Annotated in this window: 24 protein-coding genes and 1 riboswitch; of the genes, 4 read left to right on the forward strand and 20 right to left on the reverse strand. The window is 54.0% G+C overall.

Going from position 1 to position 18,509, the window contains the following annotated elements; all coding sequences use genetic code 11:
• Nucleotides 1–7 precede the first annotated feature (7 nt).
• Both sufC and GT3570_RS14620 read right to left on the reverse strand, forming a co-directional pair.
• Complete coding sequence (gene sufC, locus GT3570_RS14615; protein ID WP_011232465.1) at nucleotides 8–787, reverse strand: Fe-S cluster assembly ATPase SufC; 780 nt, start codon at nucleotides 785–787, stop codon at nucleotides 8–10.
• A gap of 232 nt (nucleotides 788–1,019) precedes the next feature.
• Entirely contained in the window at nucleotides 1,020–1,382 is a 363-nt protein-coding gene (locus GT3570_RS14620) for a carboxymuconolactone decarboxylase family protein (protein ID WP_062898909.1), read from the reverse strand.
• Nucleotides 1,383–1,558: 176 nt separating this feature from the next.
• On the opposite strand from GT3570_RS14620, the gene GT3570_RS14625 reads away from it, so the two are divergent.
• On the forward strand, nucleotides 1,559–1,750 hold the full coding sequence (locus tag GT3570_RS14625) for a hypothetical protein (protein WP_014196683.1): 192 nt from the start codon (nucleotides 1,559–1,561) through the stop codon (nucleotides 1,748–1,750).
• Between the two features lie 127 nt (nucleotides 1,751–1,877).
• Here the strand turns inward: GT3570_RS14625 and GT3570_RS14630 are convergent, their stop codons facing one another.
• The 12 genes from GT3570_RS14630 to GT3570_RS14685 form a co-directional block, all read right to left on the reverse strand.
• Entirely contained in the window at nucleotides 1,878–2,729 is an 852-nt protein-coding gene (locus GT3570_RS14630; RefSeq protein WP_014196684.1) for a MetQ/NlpA family ABC transporter substrate-binding protein, read from the reverse strand.
• A 15-nt stretch (nucleotides 2,730–2,744) separates the two neighbouring features.
• A complete protein-coding gene (locus GT3570_RS14635; protein ID WP_011232468.1) occupies nucleotides 2,745–3,413 on the reverse strand; it encodes a methionine ABC transporter permease in 669 nt (222 codons plus the stop codon).
• A complete protein-coding gene (locus GT3570_RS14640) occupies nucleotides 3,403–4,431 on the reverse strand; it encodes a methionine ABC transporter ATP-binding protein (protein WP_011232469.1) in 1,029 nt (342 codons plus the stop codon). Before GT3570_RS14640 ends, GT3570_RS14635 begins: the two co-directional genes overlap by 11 nt.
• An 87-nt stretch (nucleotides 4,432–4,518) precedes the next feature.
• Nucleotides 4,519–4,628, reverse strand: a riboswitch (SAM riboswitch).
• Nucleotides 4,629–4,701: 73 nt separating this feature from the next.
• On the reverse strand, nucleotides 4,702–5,049 hold the full coding sequence (locus GT3570_RS14645) for a hypothetical protein (RefSeq protein WP_025039296.1): 348 nt from the start codon (nucleotides 5,047–5,049) through the stop codon (nucleotides 4,702–4,704).
• 146 nt (nucleotides 5,050–5,195) lie between these two features.
• On the reverse strand, nucleotides 5,196–5,513 hold the full coding sequence (locus GT3570_RS14650) for a thioredoxin family protein (RefSeq protein WP_011232471.1): 318 nt from the start codon (nucleotides 5,511–5,513) through the stop codon (nucleotides 5,196–5,198).
• Nucleotides 5,510–5,869, reverse strand: coding sequence for a toprim domain-containing protein (locus GT3570_RS14655; protein ID WP_011232472.1), 360 nt, complete (start codon nucleotides 5,867–5,869; stop codon nucleotides 5,510–5,512). The genes GT3570_RS14650 and GT3570_RS14655 overlap by 4 nt, the downstream gene beginning before the upstream one ends.
• Nucleotides 5,870–5,967: 98 nt before the next feature.
• On the reverse strand, nucleotides 5,968–6,204 hold the full coding sequence (locus GT3570_RS14660) for a YusG family protein (protein WP_011232473.1): 237 nt from the start codon (nucleotides 6,202–6,204) through the stop codon (nucleotides 5,968–5,970).
• 75 nt (nucleotides 6,205–6,279) lie between these two features.
• Nucleotides 6,280–6,663: a glycine cleavage system protein GcvH gene (gcvH, locus tag GT3570_RS14665; RefSeq protein ID WP_011232474.1), complete on the reverse strand. Its 384-nt coding sequence runs from the start codon at nucleotides 6,661–6,663 to the stop codon at nucleotides 6,280–6,282.
• 96 nt (nucleotides 6,664–6,759) lie between these two features.
• The gene (locus GT3570_RS14670; protein WP_011232475.1) at nucleotides 6,760–7,125 is read right to left on the reverse strand and encodes an arsenate reductase family protein; all 366 of its coding nucleotides are present in this window, start codon (nucleotides 7,123–7,125) and stop codon (nucleotides 6,760–6,762) included.
• A gap of 77 nt (nucleotides 7,126–7,202) precedes the next feature.
• Nucleotides 7,203–8,987, reverse strand: a complete 1,785-nt coding sequence (locus tag GT3570_RS14675) for an acyl-CoA dehydrogenase family protein (protein WP_011232476.1) — start codon at nucleotides 8,985–8,987, stop codon at nucleotides 7,203–7,205.
• A 137-nt stretch (nucleotides 8,988–9,124) separates the two neighbouring features.
• Nucleotides 9,125–10,297 carry an acetyl-CoA C-acetyltransferase gene (locus GT3570_RS14680; protein WP_011232477.1) on the reverse strand — a complete coding sequence of 391 codons (1,173 nt, stop codon included), beginning with the start codon at nucleotides 10,295–10,297 and terminating at the stop codon, nucleotides 9,125–9,127.
• 27 nt (nucleotides 10,298–10,324) lie between these two features.
• Entirely contained in the window at nucleotides 10,325–12,712 is a 2,388-nt protein-coding gene (locus tag GT3570_RS14685; RefSeq protein ID WP_062898910.1) for a 3-hydroxyacyl-CoA dehydrogenase/enoyl-CoA hydratase family protein, read from the reverse strand.
• Between the two features lie 187 nt (nucleotides 12,713–12,899).
• Between GT3570_RS14685 and GT3570_RS18175 the strand changes: the two genes are divergently transcribed.
• On the forward strand, nucleotides 12,900–13,049 hold the full coding sequence (locus GT3570_RS18175; protein ID WP_011232479.1) for a YuzL family protein: 150 nt from the start codon (nucleotides 12,900–12,902) through the stop codon (nucleotides 13,047–13,049).
• A 217-nt stretch (nucleotides 13,050–13,266) separates the two neighbouring features.
• Here GT3570_RS18175 and GT3570_RS14690 read toward each other — a convergent pair whose 3' ends face one another.
• A complete protein-coding gene (locus GT3570_RS14690; protein ID WP_011232480.1) occupies nucleotides 13,267–14,184 on the reverse strand; it encodes a proline dehydrogenase family protein in 918 nt (305 codons plus the stop codon).
• A gap of 164 nt (nucleotides 14,185–14,348) precedes the next feature.
• Between GT3570_RS14690 and GT3570_RS14695 the strand changes: the two genes are divergently transcribed.
• Nucleotides 14,349–14,606, forward strand: a complete 258-nt coding sequence (locus GT3570_RS14695) for a hypothetical protein (RefSeq protein WP_011232481.1) — start codon at nucleotides 14,349–14,351, stop codon at nucleotides 14,604–14,606.
• A 15-nt stretch (nucleotides 14,607–14,621) separates the two neighbouring features.
• Nucleotides 14,622–14,957 (forward strand): spore coat protein, encoded by a 336-nt coding sequence (locus GT3570_RS14700; RefSeq protein ID WP_011232482.1) that lies wholly within the window; start codon nucleotides 14,622–14,624, stop codon nucleotides 14,955–14,957.
• A gap of 215 nt (nucleotides 14,958–15,172) precedes the next feature.
• On the opposite strand, the gene GT3570_RS19195 is transcribed toward GT3570_RS14700, so the two are convergent.
• From GT3570_RS19195 to GT3570_RS14720, 5 genes are all read right to left on the reverse strand, one after another.
• Nucleotides 15,173–15,307, reverse strand: a complete 135-nt coding sequence (locus GT3570_RS19195; protein WP_011232483.1) for a hypothetical protein — start codon at nucleotides 15,305–15,307, stop codon at nucleotides 15,173–15,175.
• 98 nt (nucleotides 15,308–15,405) lie between these two features.
• Nucleotides 15,406–15,600: a hypothetical protein gene (locus GT3570_RS14705; RefSeq protein WP_021321762.1), complete on the reverse strand. Its 195-nt coding sequence runs from the start codon at nucleotides 15,598–15,600 to the stop codon at nucleotides 15,406–15,408.
• 230 nt (nucleotides 15,601–15,830) lie between these two features.
• Nucleotides 15,831–17,210 (reverse strand): adenosylmethionine--8-amino-7-oxononanoate transaminase, encoded by a 1,380-nt coding sequence (bioA, locus tag GT3570_RS14710; RefSeq protein ID WP_062898911.1) that lies wholly within the window; start codon nucleotides 17,208–17,210, stop codon nucleotides 15,831–15,833.
• Nucleotides 17,200–17,916, reverse strand: a complete 717-nt coding sequence (bioD, locus tag GT3570_RS14715; RefSeq protein WP_011232487.1) for a dethiobiotin synthase — start codon at nucleotides 17,914–17,916, stop codon at nucleotides 17,200–17,202. The genes bioA and bioD overlap by 11 nt, the downstream gene beginning before the upstream one ends.
• 4 nt (nucleotides 17,917–17,920) lie before the next feature.
• A complete protein-coding gene (locus tag GT3570_RS14720; RefSeq protein ID WP_011232488.1) occupies nucleotides 17,921–18,484 on the reverse strand; it encodes a biotin transporter BioY in 564 nt (187 codons plus the stop codon).
• Nucleotides 18,485–18,509 lie beyond the last annotated feature (25 nt).

The following is an 18,509-nucleotide window of genomic DNA, read 5'->3' on the forward strand; positions in this document are numbered from 1 at the left end:
CTAACGCTTACGCTTCTTGTCCGACCGTTTCGTCTTCAATGCCAAGCTCTTTTTTGATCCAGTCGTACCCTTCCGCCTCAAGCCGCTGCGCCAGTTCCGGACCGCCGGATTTGACGATGCGCCCTTGCATCATGACGTGCACGTAATCCGGCGTGATGTAGTTCAATAACCGTTGGTAGTGAGTGATGATCAAACAGCCGAATTCGCTGCTGCGCATTTCGTTGACGCCTTTGGCGACAATTTTCAGCGCGTCAATGTCCAATCCGGAGTCGATCTCGTCCAAAATGGCGATTTTCGGTTCAAGCATCATCAGCTGCAAAATTTCATTTCGCTTTTTCTCCCCGCCCGAGAATCCTTCGTTCAAGTAACGGTGCGCCATATCCGGGTTCATTTCGAGAAACGCCATTTTTTCATCGAGCTTGCGGATGAATTTCATGAGCGAAATTTCGTTGCCCTCGCCAAGCCGGGCATTGATCGCAGCGCGCAAAAAGTCGGCGTTCGTCACTCCACTGATTTCGCTTGGGTATTGCATCGCCAAAAACAGGCCGGCGCGCGCCCGTTCGTCGACTTCCATCTCAAGGACATCCTGGCCGTCGAGCGTCACCGATCCTTCTGTCACTTCATATTTTGGATGGCCCATAATGGCCGATGCCAGCGTCGACTTCCCCGTTCCGTTCGGACCCATGATGGCGTGGATTTCCCCGCCTTTGACTTCCAAGTCCACTCCTTTTAAAATTTCTTTTCCCTCCACGGCGACGTGGAGATTGCGAATCGTCAATACCGCCATGCAGCATACCTCCAATTCCCGATTGAGAGTCAGTTCGCTCGCTTGTCTTCTAGCGATCGTTCATTCTCATTTTATTCTCATTATAATTTTATAACAAATGAAAACTACCTGCAACTTTCCCGCTCTGTTTTCACTATGACCGTGTGAAAAAACAGCGCCTTTTACTATTTTACACGAAAACCTCAAGCTTGTACGAGTTTTTGCAAAAAAAAGACCCCGTTTTTTCCGGAGTCTAGTGAGCCGCCCGCAGCTCGCGGAGGCATTCTTGCACGAGCGTCACCGCCTGGCTCACCGCCGCCCCGCCGCCAAACGCGGCCGCCACCGCGCACGCTTCCAAAATTTCTTGTTCGGACGCTCCTTCATCAAGGCAGCCTTTCGCATGGTAAATCGTGCAATACTCATCTTGCGTCGCCAAGCTGATGCCAAGGGCGATCAATTGTTTTTCTTTTTTCGACAGCGCTCCCTCGGCAAAACAAGCTTCCGTAAATGCGTTAAACCGTTCCGCTACGTTCGGAAGTTTTTGGGTAAACGCCCCAAGCCCTTCCTTGTAGTGGCGAAGCGCGGATTCGACCGATGCATATGTTCCGTTGTTCATCTCCGTTTTCCTCCTTTGCTCGTGTCTGCTGTTAGTATGCATGAAGGAAAACGAAATTAAACAACGAATGGTATTGAAAGCGTGTGGAAACACCACCGTTTCGCGATCATAGATGGAACGTCATGATGAAAACCGCCTGTTCTGTTCAACTTCCATCATCAATACAAAAGGGGGAAATGCGATTGATTCGTTGGGTTGTCTTTGCCTTAACAGCCGCTTTCGCTTCGTTTTTGACGTGGATCATCATCGGCAACACCCTCGGTGAACAGGGAGACGGCGCCTTCAGCTTAACGGCTGTGATCGTCCTGCAAAACTGCGTCATCATCGTTATGCTCGCCGCCGTACTGGCGCGTTTGAACGGCCGATGAAGAGCGGAGAAACAGGTCGGCCGCGGCGCCCTCGGATTCAGAATCGTTTTAACCTTTGCTGCTTTCTTTTCGTTTAAGGGGAGCGGCTTTTTGGGGACAAAAAAGAAACGGAAGCGAAACGCTCCCGTTATTGATTGTTTTCCGCCGCTGGAATGACGGCGCCGTGGTATTTTTCTTTAATGAAATCTTGGATTTCTTTCGATTGCAGCACTTCGACAAGCGTTTTGATTTCTTTCCGGTTTTCATCGCCTTTGCGCACCGCAATAATGTTCACATACGGATTGTTTTTCGGCGACTCAACGGCGATCGGGTCTTTCGCCGGGTCCAAACCGGCGTCAAGCGCATAGTTGGCGTTGATCAGCACCGCATCGCCTTCGCCGTTTTTGTAAATTTGCGGCAGAAGCCCGGCGTCGACATCGGCCTTAAATTTTAAATGCTTTGGATTTTCGATGATGTCATTGACTGTCGCTTTCGTTTTATCGACGCCCGGTTTCAATTTGATGAGCCCTTTTTCTTGCAACATCGATAAAATGCGGCCATGGTCGGCGACCGAGTTGCTCATGATGATCGTCGCGCCGTCCGGCAGTTCTTCAATGCTTTTGTATTTTTTCGAGTATAAGCCGATCGGCTCGATATGAATGCCGCCGGCGTTGACGAAATCATAGCCGTACTCTTTCTTTTGCGATTCCAAATACGGAATGTGTTGGAAATAGTTTGCGTCGATTTGCTTCTCAGCCAGCGCTTTGTTCGGCAAGATGTAATCTTGGAACGTAATGATCTCCAAGTCGATGCCTTTTTTCTTCAAAATCGGTTTCGCTTTTTCCAAAATTTCCGCATGCGGCACGTTCGACGCACCGACTTTCAACTTCACCAATTTGCCGTCTTTGCCGCCTTCCGCGCTGTCGTTATTGTTGCCGCCGCATGCCGCCAAAGCGAGCACGAGAATGGCGGCGAGCAACACACCCAACCATTTCTTCATCAGTTGTTTCCCCCTTTATCGTTTATCGATTTTCGAAGTGACAAAGTCACCGATCAGCTGAATGATAAATACAATGACCAACACCAATACGGTTGCGACAAATGTCACATCGTTATGGTTGCGCTGGAACCCTTCCAAATACGCCAAGTTCCCAAGCCCGCCGGCGCCGATGGCTCCAGCCATCGCTGTATAGCTGACGAGCGACACCGCCGTCACCGTAATACCGGAGACAAGCGCCGGCAAAGACTCCGGCAGCAGCACTTTCCAAATGATCGTCCACGTTGAGGCGCCCATCGCTTGGGCTGCTTCGATGACGCCTTTATCAATTTCGCGAAGAGCGATTTCGACCATGCGGGCGTAAAACGGCGCGGCCCCAATGACCAAAGCCGGCAGCGCCGCATTGGCGCCAAGCATCGTCCCGACGAGCCATGTTGTAAACGGAATGAGCAAAATGATCAAAATAATAAACGGAATAGAGCGGAAAATGTTCACAAACGCAGCAATCACTGTATTGACAAACCGGTTTTCCCATAGGTTGCCCTTCGCTGTCAAAAATAGAAGCAAGCCAAGAACGATTCCGAGGACGAAAGTGGCCGCCACCGCCACTCCCGTCATATACAGCGTCTCGACCGTCGCCGCCCACATCGTCTCCCATTGCACGTTCGGCAGGAGGTTAGCGAGCATCGTGAATCACCTCCACCGCCACCTGCTGGCGTTGAATATAGTCAAGCGCCCGGTCGATTTCATCCCTCGCCCCGTCGAGGTGCACGAACAGCACCCCATAGGCGCCTTGATGGGTTTGCGAAATTTTCCCTTGCAAAATGTTGACATCGACGGCAAACTGACGCACCACTTCGGTGATGAGCGGCTTTCCGGCTGCCGCGCCGACGAACGTCAGCTGCGCGATCAGCCCGCTCGGGTATTGGCCAAACAAATGAGAAATCGCCTCTTCCGTCTCCTCGGGCTCGATCAGCTGCTTGACGAACCGTTTCGTAATCGGTTGCTGCGGGTTGCGGAACACATGCAGCACTTCGCCTTGCTCGACGATTCGGCCGCTTTCCATCACCGCAACGCGGTCGCAAATTTTGCGGATGACGTGCATTTCATGGGTGATCAGCACAATCGTCAGCCCGAGACGCTTGTTGATGTCAACGAGCAAGTCCAAAATCGCATCGGTCGTCTGGGGGTCCAACGCCGATGTCGCCTCGTCGCACAGCAAGACTTTCGGGTTGTTGGCGAGCGCCCGGGCGATGCCGACCCGCTGCTTTTGCCCGCCGCTCAGCTGCGACGGGTAGGCATCCTCGCGCCCGGAAAGGCCGACAAGCTCGATCAATTCATCCACCCGCTTGTTCCGCTCCTCTTTCGGGACGCCGGCAATTTCAAGCGGAAAGGCAATGTTTTCCCTGACTGTGCGAGACCAAAGCAAGTTGAAATGCTGGAAAATCATCCCGATTTCTTGGCGCGCCTTGCGCAGCTCCCGCCCTTTCACGCGCGTCATATCGCGCCCGGCGACGACCACCCGGCCGCTCGTCGGCTTCTCGAGCCCATTGAGCAAGCGGATGAGCGTGCTTTTCCCAGCGCCGCTGTAGCCGATAATGCCGAAAATTTCTCCTTCGCGAATCTCAAGCGACACATTGTCGACTGCCGTGACCGAACCGTTGGCCGCTTGATAGATTTTCGTCACTTGTTCGAGTGTAATCATCGTTTCACCTTCCTCCCCAAGCGGCAGAGCGCAAAAAGAAAACCTTTCTGCCCGCAGAGAACAGAAAGGTATTGTGCACCATTCCGTCTCTTATCTCTCAAAGCAGGCCGCTTTGTGTGAATTGGCACCATTTCAGCACATGCGCTGACGGTTGCCGGGCTTCATTGGGCACATCCCTCCACCTCTCTTGATAAGAGCGCAACAATCGCCTATTCAATTGACTACGAATGTGATTGTATCATTGTCTGTCGAAGCGTGTCAACATCTTTTTTATCCGACGTCCCGATAAGGCTTGGCCAAATGGAGGAGCGATTCAAGAAGCAAAAGCTGGCGGAAGCTTCCTGACACGTGCACTTCACGCAACCGGACGAGCTGCTGCAGCTTCAGTTCGCCGTTCAGCAGGGACGCGAGCGCCTCTTTGGAACCGCGCACCGTCAATGTTTTCCGTTCATCGTTTTCCATCCCTCTAGCGGCTGATTCCTTGCCGATCAACAGCAAGGCGGTTTCGTCATCGCTTTCAAACCGAACATACAGCTGCTCATCCGGCAAAATCGGCACCAAATGGCGCAACACTTGCATCCGTTCCACGAACTGCCCAACTAATTCACGCATTTCCATGGATATCCCCTCCCCCATTTTTATTTTTTTCACTTCCACCTGAAGAGGAGAAATCCTTTACAAAAATCTCGACAACCCGTTGACGAACGAGCGCCGTTTTTGTCATTTCCCAAGAAATGTGTCAAACAGCGTCAAAAAAAGGCGAATCATCGGGACGGCAAGCAGGCTTGAATCACTTCGTACAAATACGGAACGGAATGAAAGGCATACCACTTGCCTGCGACCGTTCCGTCCCTAAAAAGAAGCAGGCAAGGAACGCTTTCAATTTTCCACGCAACGGCCTGCTCAGGGATATAGTTGATGTCCGTTTCGTAAAACGGCAGCGCCGGAAACAACTGCTCCACCACCGTGAGCATCCGCCGCGCCAGCTGGCACGTGCCGCACAGCGGGGTATACAAGTAAAGGGCCAGAAGCGGCTCGACTTCCACCACTCGCATGACATCGTTTCGGTCGATCGCTTTCACTCGCCTCTTCCCCTCATGAGCGATTCGATGCGGACGTCGAAACGAGCGCGCAACAGCACTTGCGCCAAGTGCCAAGGCGGAGCGGCCGCCACTTCGCGATACGCCCGGTCAATGTAAAGATGCTCCGCCTCTGGAAACATGCGGCGAAACTGCCGGCGCAATTTTTCTCCCGCCTCATCGGCATCGGCCAAGACGTATACATCGCATCCTTCCAGCTCATCGGCCAGCTCCTCAAGGCGCGCATCACTGATCGTGCCGTTTGTGCAGACGATGACGACTGGTTCGTTCAGCACCGCCGCCACTTTTTGCTTGTCTGATCGCCCTTCGACGATGATCACTTTTTCCACGCGTCGCATGTCCGACCCACCTAACTTCAAATGAGGATACTATTATTGTATGTCTTGCGCCGGCCAAATGTTGAAAATGAAAAGCAACGGCCATCCACCGTTGCCTTTCAACACCAGCCCGCTTCCCCGTCGCAATCGACATATTTTTGGTCCGGCTCAACGGTAGCGGTCACCTGTTTGTAAATTCTTCCGTTTTGTTCGGTATACCCCTTTTTCAACGGGACGGCCGCCGGAAGCGGAAGGCGCCCGATGAGCTCTCCTTCCTCGTACAACTCCAGCGAGCGGCCGTTCAGTTTGCCGATGATCCGGTCCGTGACATCTATGCGCGTCGTTTGCAGCGCCATCGCGAGCACCCCTTTTTTCAATCAAATTCCGGTATGTATAGAGTGCCCGAATCGAAGCGAAGATTGCAGGAACGTTTATCCTTCGTTGATCATCGCCTCGTATTGTTCCGCCGTCAACAAATTGTCGATTTCGCTCAAATCATTCGGTTTGACGACGATCATCCACGCTTTGTCATACGGCGATTCGTTCACGTACTCCGGATGGTCATTTAACGCCTCATTCACTTCAACGACCGTGCCGCTGATCGGCGCATACAATTCCGAGACCGTTTTCACCGATTCAACGCTGCCGAACGGCTCGTTCGCCGTAACCTCTGCGCCGACTTCCGGCAGCTCGACAAAGACGATGTCGCCAAGCTCTGATTGGGCGTAATCCGTAATGCCGATGCGCACGTTCTCTCCTTCCACGCGCACCCACTCATGCTCCTTTGTATAGCGAAGTTCTTTCGGCGTGTTCATCGTATCCCTCCATTGCGACAAAATGTATATTCCTTTTCATCATAACCGATTTTCCGCAAAAACTCACTGAATTCACCCGATTTTGCAAAAAATTTTTTATGTCCCCGCCGCGAAAAACGCCTCGTATTCTTGTTCGCGAAAGCCCACGACGACCCGCTCGCCGTCCGTCAAAATCGGCCGTTTGACCAACATCCCGTCCGAGGCGAGCCAATCGAGCATCTCGTCTTCCGATGCGCGGTCGAGCTTGTCCTTCAAGCCAAGCTCGCGGTATTTCATCCCGCTCGTGTTGAAAAATTTTTTGAGCGGCAGCCCGCTTTGACGGTGCAAACGGGCGAGCTGCTCTTTCGTCAGCGGCTCGTCGACCAAATGCACCGTTTGCACCTCAATGCCGTGTTCATCCAACCATTTTTTCGCCTTCCGGCACGTTCCGCATTTTGGATACCAATAGAGCGTGAGCGCCATCTTCACTCCTCCCTTTCATTTCCGCTGTGTGGCAAACAAATAAGAAGCACCAGGCAAACGCCTGGCACTTCCCATTATCACACAATATACCGTTCGGCTTCAATGAGCGCGGCGGCCGCTTCGCGTTTTTTCGCGATCACGTTGATCGGCGTATGGCGCGTCAGCCGTCGGAGAGCGGCGAGCATCATCCGCAGCGTGTCTCCTTGTTCGACGGCGACGAGCGTTTCTTTCGCATGGGCTTCAATTTCATTGAACGCCTCTTGGCAGAAAATTTGCGTGTACAGCAATTTTTGTTTGTTTTTCTCCTCACCGCTCGCCTGAATCGCTTTTTCCGTGCGCAAAAGCGCTGATTCCATCGCATAAATGTTCGAGACGATGTCGGCGATGTTGACGAGCACTTCTTGCTCTTCTTCAATGCGCTGGCCGTATTTTTGCGCCGCTAAACCGGCGACCATCAAGGCGATTTTTTTCGCGTTGCGCACCAAGTATTTCTCTTGTTCCAGCGCGCCCGTCCCCGGCTCTTCGGCGGCCATCATCATCAGTTCTTCCTGAAGCTGCTGCGCTTTTTGGAAGAGCGGCAGCTCGCCTTTTAACGCCTTTTTCAAATACATGCCCGGCACGAGAAGGCGGTTGATTTCGTTCGTCCCCTCGAAAATGCGGTTGATGCGCGAATCGCGGTAGGCGCGCTCAATTTCGTATTCCTGCATAAAGCCGTACCCGCCGTGGATTTGCACGCCTTCATCCACGATGTAATCGAGCACTTCCGTGGCAAAAAACTTGTTCAATGAGCATTCGATCGCATATTCGGCGATCGATTTCGCCACTTCTTTGCCATCTTTCGCCTTTTCCGCATCAAGCAGGCCCATCCGTTCATCGAACAAGCCGACCGTGCGGTAAACCGAGCTTTCGGCGGCATACAGGCGCGACGCCATCGTCGCGAATTTTTCCTGCGTCAACGTAAACTGCGAAATCGGCCGTTTGAATTGCTGGCGCTGATTGGCGTATTTGAGCGTGATTTCAAGCGCCCGCTTCGCGCCGCCGACCGCCCCTAACCCAAGCTTGTAGCGGCCGATGTTCAAAATGTTGAAGGCGATGACATGGCCTTTTCCGATTTCACCGAGCACGTTTTCTTTCGGCACCGGCACATCTTGCAAAATGAGCGTTCTTGTCGACGAGCTTTTAATCCCCATTTTCTTTTCTTCCGGACCAGTTGAAACGCCCGGGAAGTCGCGTTCCACGATGAACGCGGTGAAATGTTCGCCGTCGACTTTTGCATAGACGACAAACACATCAGCAAAACCGGAGTTGGTGATCCATTGTTTTTCGCCGTTTAAAATGTAATGCGTGCCTTCCGCGTTTAATCTCGCCGTCGTTTTCGCGCCGAGGGCGTCCGAACCCGAGCCAGGCTCCGTCAAGGCGTAGGCGGCGATTTTTTCGCCGGTCGCTAAATACGGCAAATATTTTTGTTTTTGTTCTTCCGTGCCAAACAACACAATCGGCAGCGAGCCAATTCCGACGTGCGCCCCGTGCGAAATGGCAAAACCGCCGGCCGGCGCCATTTTTTCCGCAATGATGGCCGAACTGACTTTATCTAGGCCCAAACCGCCGTATTCTTCCGGAATGTCAGCGCTTAACAAGCCGAGCTCGCCCGCTTTGCGAAGCAATTTCACGGAACGGTCAAACTCGTGGTTTTCCAAATGCTCGAGCTGCGGGAGCACTTCATTGTTGACATACTCTTCCGTCGTTTTGGCAATCATATGATGTTCGTCGGTGAAATCTTCCGGCGTAAACACGCGCTCCGCCGGAATGTCTTCAATCAAAAAGCTGCCGCCTTTGATCGCTTCTTCCATCGTTTTGGCCATCGTTGATTTCCTCCCCCGAAAGATGATTGATGATCCGGGCGGCAACGCCGCCCGGGAAATAGACGTTCCATGCAGCCGGGCAAATGCGGATGCATGCCTCGCGCGAGCTGATGAAGCCCGCTCGCTGTCAGCTGCCGCTACAGCAGCTCAAACACGCCGGCCGCTCCCATGCCGCCGCCGATGCACATCGTGACGATGCCGAACTGCACGTTGCGGCGCCGCATTTCGTAAAGCAAAGACAAGGTCAGCTTCGCGCCCGTGCAGCCGAGCGGGTGGCCTAGAGCAATCGCCCCGCCGTTGACGTTGACAATGTCTTCATCCAACCCAAGTTCGCGGATGACTTGGATCGATTGCGAGGCGAACGCTTCGTTCAGCTCGATCAAACCGATGTCGGACAGCTCAAGGCCGGCCAGCTTCAACGCTTTCGGCACCGCAGCGACCGGGCCGATCCCCATCACTTCCGGCGGCACGCCGGCAACCGCGAACGAACGAAACTTGCCGAGCGGCTTCAAGCCGAGCGACTCCGCTTTTTCGCGGTCCATCACCATGACCGCCGCCGCCCCGTCGCTCATTTGCGACGCGTTGCCGGCGGTGACGGTGCCGTTTACCGCAAACGCCGGCCGGAGTTTCGCGAGCGTTTCCATATTCGTGTCCGGGCGCACGCCTTCATCTTGTGTAAAGACGACTTTCTCCTCAACGAGTTTGTTGCCTTCTACTTTGCGCACCGTCACCTCGACCGGCACGATTTCTTCATTGAATTTTCCTTCGGCAATCGCCTTGGCGGCGCGCTGGTGGCTGCGCACCGCGAATGCGTCTTGGTCCTCGCGGCTGACGCCGTATTTTTTCGCCACTTGCTCGGCAGTGTGCCCCATCGACATGTAGTATTCCGGCGCTTCTTCCGCCAAGCGGGCGTTCGGGCGGACGACATGCCCCATCATCGGCACCATGCTCATCGATTCGACCCCGCCGGCGATGACCGTGTCGGAATGGCCGAGCATCACCCGTTCCGCCGCATAGGCGATCGCCTGCAAACCGGACGAGCAATACCGGTTGATCGTGATCGCCGGCACGGTATATGGCAGCCCGGCGAGCGCGCCGATGTTGCGGGCGATGTTCAATCCTTGCTCCGCCTCCGGCATGGCGCACCCGATAATCAAGTCGTCAATGTTTCCTTCATAGTTCCCCGCGCGCTTGATCGTTTCTTTGACGACGAGCGCCCCTAAATCATCCGGCCGCACGTGGGCGAGCGTTCCTTTTTTCGCTTTGCCGACCGGTGTGCGCGCACCTGCGACAATGACCGCTTCTCTCACGCCAATCCCCCCTTGATCTCCTCCGCTTTAGTTGCGGAGCGGTTTTCCTTTCACAAGCATATGCTGCATGCGCGCTTGCGTCTTCGGCTCGCCGATGAGGCTCAAAAACGCCTCGCGCTCGAGATCGAGCAAATATTGCTCGTCGACTTCCGTTCCGTACGGCACTTTGCCGCCGGCTAGAACATACGCCAATTTTTTCGCGATTTTCAAATCGTGCTCGCTGATGTAGCCGGAATGGAACATCGACTGCGCCCCAAGCAGCATGGCGGCATAGCCGCTTTCGCCGGCCACCGGCACTTTCTTCCTTACAGGAGGCCGGTACCCTTCCTCATACATCGAGAGCACCGCCTGTTTCGCTTCATACAGCAGATGGTCGCCGTTCATCGTGATGCCGTCGCGGTGATTCAAGAAGCCAAGCTCGCGCGCTTCCGCCGCTGACGTCGACACTTTCGCCATGGCGATCGTTTCAAATACGCTGGCCGCGATTTTGACGTAGTCGACGTCCACGCCGCGCGGCAGGCTGTTCAACCGTTTGATGTACAGCTCCTTGTTGCCGCCGCCGCCCGGAATCAAGCCGACGCCGACTTCGACGAGCCCGATGTACGTCTCGGCCGCCGCTTGGATGCGTGAAGCCGCCAAGCTCACTTCCGCCCCGCCGCCTAACGTCATGGCAAACGGCGCGACGACGACCGGCTTCGGGTTGTATTTCATTTTGAGAAGCGCTTGCTGGAACTGGCGAACGGCAAGTTCCAATTCAAAAAAGTTTTCGTCTTGCGCCTCCATGAGCATCATCGCCAAGTTCGCGCCGACGCAGAAGTTTTTCCCTTGGTTGCCGATGACGAGCCCTTTGTAGTTGCGGTTGACTTCCTCAAGCGCCTCGTTGATCATTTGGACAATATCGGCGCCAATCGCGTTGTTCGGCGAATGGAACTCCAGAAGCGCCACGTCGTCGCCGAGGTCAATAAGGCTGGCGCCGGCATTTTTCTTGATGACGCCGCGCGCCTCTTTCAGCCGGCGGATGTGGATGACTTTTTCGTTTTCTTCTACTGTTTTATACCCGCCCGGCGCATAATAGAACAGCCGGCCGTTTTCCGTTTTATAGAACGATGTGGCTCCGTCGGCGAGCATGTCCGTGATCCACGACGGGATGTCGCGCCCTTCTGACTGCATTTTACGCACCGACTTCTCGAGGCCGATCGCGTCCCACAGTTCAAACGGACCTTGCTCCCAGCCGAACCCCCACTTCATCGCCTGATCGATCGCCACGATGTCGTCAGCGATCTCCCCGACAAGGCGGGCGGTGTACAGCAACGTCGGTGCGATGATGTTCCAAAGGAGCGTTCCCGCGCGGTCGCCATCGGCATACACGAGCGTTTGCAGCTTGGCGGCCGTTCCTTTCGCCTGCTTCGCCATTTCCACCGCCGGGGTGACAAGCTTTTTGCGCGGCTCGTATTGCATCGTGACGTAGTTCAGCTCGAGAATGTCTTTTCCTTGCTTGAGGAAAAACCCTTGTCCAGATTTGCTGCCGAGCCAGCCGTTTTCAAGCATCGTGTTCATAAACTCCGGCACGCGGAACGCCTCTTTTTCTTCCCCTTCGACGTTTTCATACACATTGTTGGCGACATGCACGAACGTATCGAGTCCGACGACGTCAAGCGTGCGGAACGTCGCGCTTTTCGGCCGGCCGATGAGCGGCCCCGTCACCGAATCAACCTCGCCGACGCTGTAGCCCCCTTGCATCATCTCGCGGACGGTGACGAGCAAGCCATACGTGCCGATCCGGTTGGCGATGAAGTTCGGCGTATCTTTCGCCATGACGACGCCTTTGCCGAGCACGTCTTCGGCGAACGTTTTCATATAGGCGACCACATCCGGATCGGTATGCTCCGTCGGGATGATTTCAAGCAGCTTCAAATAGCGCGGCGGATTGAAGAAATGCGTGCCTAAAAAGTGTTTTTTGAAATCATCCGAACGCCCCTCCGCCATCGCGGCGATCGAGATGCCGGATGTGTTCGAGCTGACGATCGTCCCCGGCGTCCGCACCTCGTCGACGCGAGCGAAGACTTCTTTTTTCACTTCCAGCTTTTCAACGACCGCTTCAATGATCCAATCGACTTCCGCGAGCCGGTGGAAGTCATCCTCGAAGTTGCCCGTTTCAATCAAAGCGATGTTGTCTTTGGACATGAGCGGCGCCGGTTTTTGCTTTTTCATCCGCTCCAGCGCCTGATTGGCGAGGCGGTTGCGCACTTGTTTATGCTCGAGCGTCCAACCTTTTGCTTCTTCCTCTTTCGTCAATTCCCGCGGCACGATATCCAACAGCAGCGTCGGAATGCCGACGTTCGCCAAATGGGCGGCAATGCCCGAACCCATGACGCCGGACCCAAGCACCGCAGCGCGCCGAATGCGTTTTGCCATTTCGGTTCCCCCTCACACCATTGAATGAATGGTCATTCATTTTTTGATGAAAAAAATATCGTTGAAACCGCTCTCTATAACTAAATATATAGTATGTTGATAATTTTCGCAATATATTTGCGCATATTTTTCCCGACATCGCACTCCGAAATGTTGCTCATACTAACGATCAGGAGGTGAACCACCGATGGCCCGGTTGAAAAAAAATCCATCTGAACGCGGCGTCAGCGCCGCAAGCGTCAAAGGAAACGCCGGTCCGACGGTCGAAGCCGACGGCGGCGGCAAGCGGACAAGCCAAAACCAGCAGTACAAAAAACACAACATGCAAGGGGACTGACGCCCATGGCGTCAGCTCCCGCCTGTCATAGCTGCAAATAAAGAGAGGCCGCACGATCTGAACGGCGTTTACCTCAAATGACCGCCCGACGCCCCGTGACATGCAACGGCGTTTGTCTGAAATCCAAAAAGGCTTGATGGCCGTTGCCGCTGGATGCCTGTCCCCTTCTGCGCCCGAACGCTCGGCGTCCGCCGGCGTTTTCCTCTGTTTTGCGCCCCTACTTGCGGAGGATGCCTTTTAAAACAAACGCCACGTTGGCCGGCCGTTCGGCGAGCCGGCGCATAAAATAGCCATACCAGTCCGTGCCGTACGGAACGTACACGCGCATCGTATATCCTTCGCGCGCCAGCTGCACTTGGCGCTCCGGGCGGATGCCGTACAGCATTTGAAATTCAAACTGGCTGTTGGGAATGTTGTATTCTTTGACGAGCTGCTTCGTATATTCGATGATGGCGTCGTCATGCGTCGCCACCGCCGTATAGTTGCCGTTTAGCAAATGCATTTTGATGATCTTCTTAAAGTTCTCATCGACATCTTTTTTATCCGGAAACGCCACTTCGGGCGGTTCTTTGTACGCTCCTTTGACGAGACGCAAGTTCGGGCGGTACGGCTTTAAGTCTTCAATGTCTTGTTCCGTCCGGTACAAATACGCCTGCAGCACCGTGCCGACGTTGTCGTATTCTTTTTTCAACGTTTTAAAAATGTCCAGCGTCTTTTGGCAGCGCGAATAGTCTTCCATATCGATCGTCACAAACACACCGCGCTGTTTTGCCGCATCCAAAATGCGGCGCATGTTGCGCATGACAAGCTCATCGGAAATATCAAGCCCCATCGATGTCATTTTCAGCGACAGCTGCGAGTTCAATTTCTCCCGGCTGATCGCCTCAATCGCCTCCAAGCAATGGCGCGCCATCTCATTCGCTTCCTGCTCATTGTCGACAAACTCACCCAAATAGTCGACCGTGACCGCCAATCCTTTTTCGTTCAGCTGGCGGATGACGCGCACCGCTTCCTCGATCGTTTCGCCGGCGACAAACCGCGAAGCGCCGAAGCGGAGGCCGTATCGTTTCGCCCATTTCGTCAATGTTTTATTTTTCGATAAGAACAGGAAAAAATCGCGCATCAACTGCTCCACTGTTGCAAGCCTCCTTGTATGGAAACGCATTCACCATTCTTATTGTACCATGTTTCAATTCAATTGAATATGTTTTTTCCCCACGGTTTATTTTTTATATGCGCATAATTTTCCACTCTCTGCACAATCTACAAGCGAACAACCGACGAAAGGAGCGAACAACGATGCAACAGCAACCACAAATGAACCCGCAGGCGGCGATGCCCGAGCCGCCGCAAATGGTGTCCACAAAAGACGCCATGTATTTTTCCGACATGATGTCGTGGAACTTGCTCGCGGCGAAAAAAGCGCACTTTTTCGCCTCACAATGCCGAGACCCTGAAGTGGTGCAGGCGATCGAGCGCGCTGGACAGATGCATCAGCGCCATTACGACATGATTTTGCGCCATTTGCAAAACCCGCCGCAGCCGCCGGTGATGTGAAAGGAGGAACGCCGCATGAACACAAAACAAGTGCAAAATCCGGAGATGCAAGTGCCGAAAACGCCGCAAATGAACGAGCGCGATTTTCTAAACGACATGTTGACGACGGAAAAATACATGACCTTGTCGTACAGCGTCTTTTTGCATGAAGCGAGCAACCAACCGTTATATCAAGATATGATGAATATTTTCACCGAAACGCAAAACTGTCAGCGCGACTTGTACAATTTGATGTTCAAAAAAGGATGGTACAAGCTTGAAGCCGCCGATCCGCAAAAGCTTCAGCAAACGTACCAGCAGTTCCAAGGGTATACGAATCAGCTCCCTTATCAACGAAATGCCATGCAATAACAAAACGAGGGGATGTCCGAACGGCAGAAGGACATCCTCTTTCTCCATCCGTTAAGAAGACAGGGCGCAGAAAGGGGAGAAAGGGATGGCAGCGCCATCCGAATCGGTATGGAGCATGCTGCAAACAGCGGACGTCCGCATCCGCGACACCGGGATCATTGAATAAGCACCCCTTCTTGTTCCACAGGGATGCTTATTCTTTCATGAATAGACGATCAATACCACCAGCCTGGATACGGCGGATACGGCGGGTACGGGTAAAACGGACGCGGAGCCAACGCGCCGCCGAGCAGTCCACCCAAGAAGCCGCCGACAAATGGGGCTCCAAACAACAATCCTGGAAATAGCATCGTTCCTTCTCCTTTCCCCAAAGCTAGAATGCTACACTTTATTCATATGCAACAACAAGAAAAGAGGGTGGGCCGTCCGCCCAACCCTTGCCGGTTTCTCACCACCAAATGGGGCCATACCACCACGGATAGAAAAACGGCGGAACCAATGCGCTCCCGAGCAAACCGCCTAAAAAGCCGCCGAAAAATGGAGCGACAAAAAACGGAGCGCCGAAGAAAAACGGGCGCGGCCGCCAAAACCACCAGCCCCATGGCCGCCAAATGCGCTCATCCGCCACTTGGAGATGGCTCATCTTGCTTCCCCCCTTCCGCTTGCTTTAGTCCCACTGTATGCAGGAAAAACGCCCACTGCTTAGGCCAGTACCTAGAAGGCTGGTGAAAAACGGCGATTTCTTCCAAATCATCGATCCGTGAATGCAAAGGAAGGTCTCTTTCTACAAGATATTCTCATTAAAGGAAACTATTTTCTTTTATTCCCAGTATATTCGAAAAACAAAAGCAGGCGGCTGTCCGCCGCCCCCGCTTATAGAAGCTCTGCGCGCGCCTGTTCGTACAAACAGGCAAGCGAATCGAACAAAATGCGCACCGCCTCAGCCATTTCGTCTTCGCTCATCGAAAGAACTGGTATGAACGTCAACACCGGGCCGAGCGGACGGATGACAAGCCCCCTCCGGCGCGCCTCAAGGATGATCCGGTGCTCCACCATGGCCGCGCGCGGAAACACTTCTTTCGTTCTTCGGTCTTTCACGATTTCAATGCCGCACATCAAGCCTTTTTGCCGGATGTCGCCAACAATTGGAATTTCATACAACCGCTCAAGCCATTCGGCCAGCCGGCGCGCCTTCCGCTTTACGCTGTCAATCAAGCCGCGTTTTTCGATGAGCTCAATGTTTTTCAGCGCAACGGAACAAGTGAGCTGATTCCCCGTATACGTATGGCCGTGGTAAAACGTTTTGTCTTCGTCCACATCGCCGAGAAATGCCGCATAAATCTCTTCCGTGACCAGTGTGGCCGCGAGCGGCAAATATCCTCCAGTAATCCCTTTCCCAAGGCAGACAAGATCAGGCTTCACCTCTTCCTGCTCACAAGCGAACATCGTGCCGGCGCGGCCAAAGCCGACGGCGACCTCGTCGCAAATGAAGAGCACCCCATACCGGCGGCAAAGCCTTTCCACTCCTTTTAAAAACCCGCGCGGATGGACGATGATCCCCGCCGCTCCTTGCACAAGCGGCTCGATGACAACCGCGGCGATTTGATCGTGCTGCTCCTCAAGCACCCGTTCCAGCTCACGCAAACAATAGCCGACGATCTCCTGCTCGCTTCCGTATTCGTCCATACGGTACACGTACGGCGACGGCACTTCGATCCGCTCAAACAAAAGCGGCGCAAAAATGCGGTGGAACGTTTCCATGCCTCCAACGCTCACCGCCCCGACCGTATCGCCGTGGTACGCTTCCTTCAACGAGACAAACTTGTTCTTCTTCGCATATTGGACCGGGTCGATGTTTTTCCAATACTGATAGGCGATCTTGAGCGCGATTTCCACCGCCGCCGCCCCGGTATCGGAATAAAACACTTTTGACATGTGCGGCCAATATTCAAGCAGCCGTTTGGCCAACAAAATCGACGGCACATTCGCCGAACCAAGCAATGTCGAATGGGCAATTTTCTCCAATTGCTCGCGAAGCGCCGCATTCAGCTCCGGATCGTTATGGCCGTGGACATTGACCCATAGCGACGCATAGCCGTCCAAGTACCGGTTGCCGTCGACATCGTACAAATAGCTTCCTTGCCCGCGTTCAATGATCAAGGGGCGTTCTTTGGCATACTGCTTCATTTGCGTAAATGGATGCCAGACGTACTGCTTGTCCCACTGTTCCAATTGCTCGTAGCTATACGCCAACGCCAAGCACCTCCAGCAGTTGTTTCGCCTTTCCTTGTTCGATCCAATGCTGAGCTAGGGTTTCCAGTTCCCTCCTTGAGACTGCAGGAAGGAGCGGCACGACCGCCAGCACCGGCAGCCGAAGCAAGGCGGCGATCGTTTCGACATTGTTTTGGTGGATGATCTCTTGTTCCTGAAACTGATTAAACATCAGGCCAAGCAGACGAATGCCTTGCGCGTCGGCATACGCCGCCGTCGTCACCGCGTGATGAATCGCACCAAGGCTTGAGAGCGACACGAGAATCGCCGGCAGCTGATAATCACGAAGGAAATCACTCGTCATATAGAATCGTCCGTCGCGCTCACACCACGGAACGGCCAACCCTCCCGCTCCTTCGACGAGCACCACATCATAGCGCTGCTTCAACCATTCCAACCGTTCGGCCACCCTCTCTGGTTCGATGGACGTGCCGGTCAACTTCGCCGCTAAATGCGGCGACATCGCCGGTTCCATATAGTACATGCCTTCTGATGCGGAAAGCTTCGCCACTCGTTCGTACCAATATTGTTCGGCAAACGACACCCCGTCTTCGGCCAGTCCAGTCTGAACCGGTTTCAACACGCTTACGCTCATCCCAAGCCGCTCCAGCGCCAACGCCACGATGGAAGTGACGACCGTTTTGCCGATTTCTGTTCCTGTTCCCGTCATGAAAATGGCTTGCCCCATTCTCTTATCCCCCCATCCCTCGAGTCATCATGATCGGTCGGACGCGCGGCCATACGCGCGCCGCGATGACCGAACAAACGGCGCAAAGCACGAGATCTCCCGGCACCGGGAGAAGAAAGCCGAACCATAGCGTTTGGCCGATGGAAAGCGGAGCCCCCGCGATCCATTTCATCGCTATGTACAGCCACGCGCAGCCAAACACATACACGACCAACAATGCCGCTGCATTCGCCATCAATATGTCTCTCGCTCTTGTCCATTGAAAGCGGCGGACAAGCAAGCCGCACGTATACGCCCCGGCGATGAAACCGAGCAAATAGCCAAACGTCGGCTTCCAAATATAACCGAGCCCGCCTCCTTCCGCAAACACGGGCGCGCCCGCCAGCCCAATCAAGACATATAGAAGTTGGCTAAGCGCTCCGATTTTTGGGCCAAGCAGACAGCCGGCCAAGTACACCGCCGCGATTTGCAGCGTAAACGGCACATACGGCACCGGAATTTTGATCCACCCACCAACAGCCGTCAACGCGGCAAAAAATGCCGCCCAAACAAAGGAATGGATTCGCACATCTTCCCTCCTCTCCAAATATTTG

It is taken from the genome of Geobacillus thermoleovorans (assembly GCF_001610955.1).
GTDB lineage: Bacteria > Bacillota > Bacilli > Bacillales > Anoxybacillaceae > Geobacillus > Geobacillus thermoleovorans.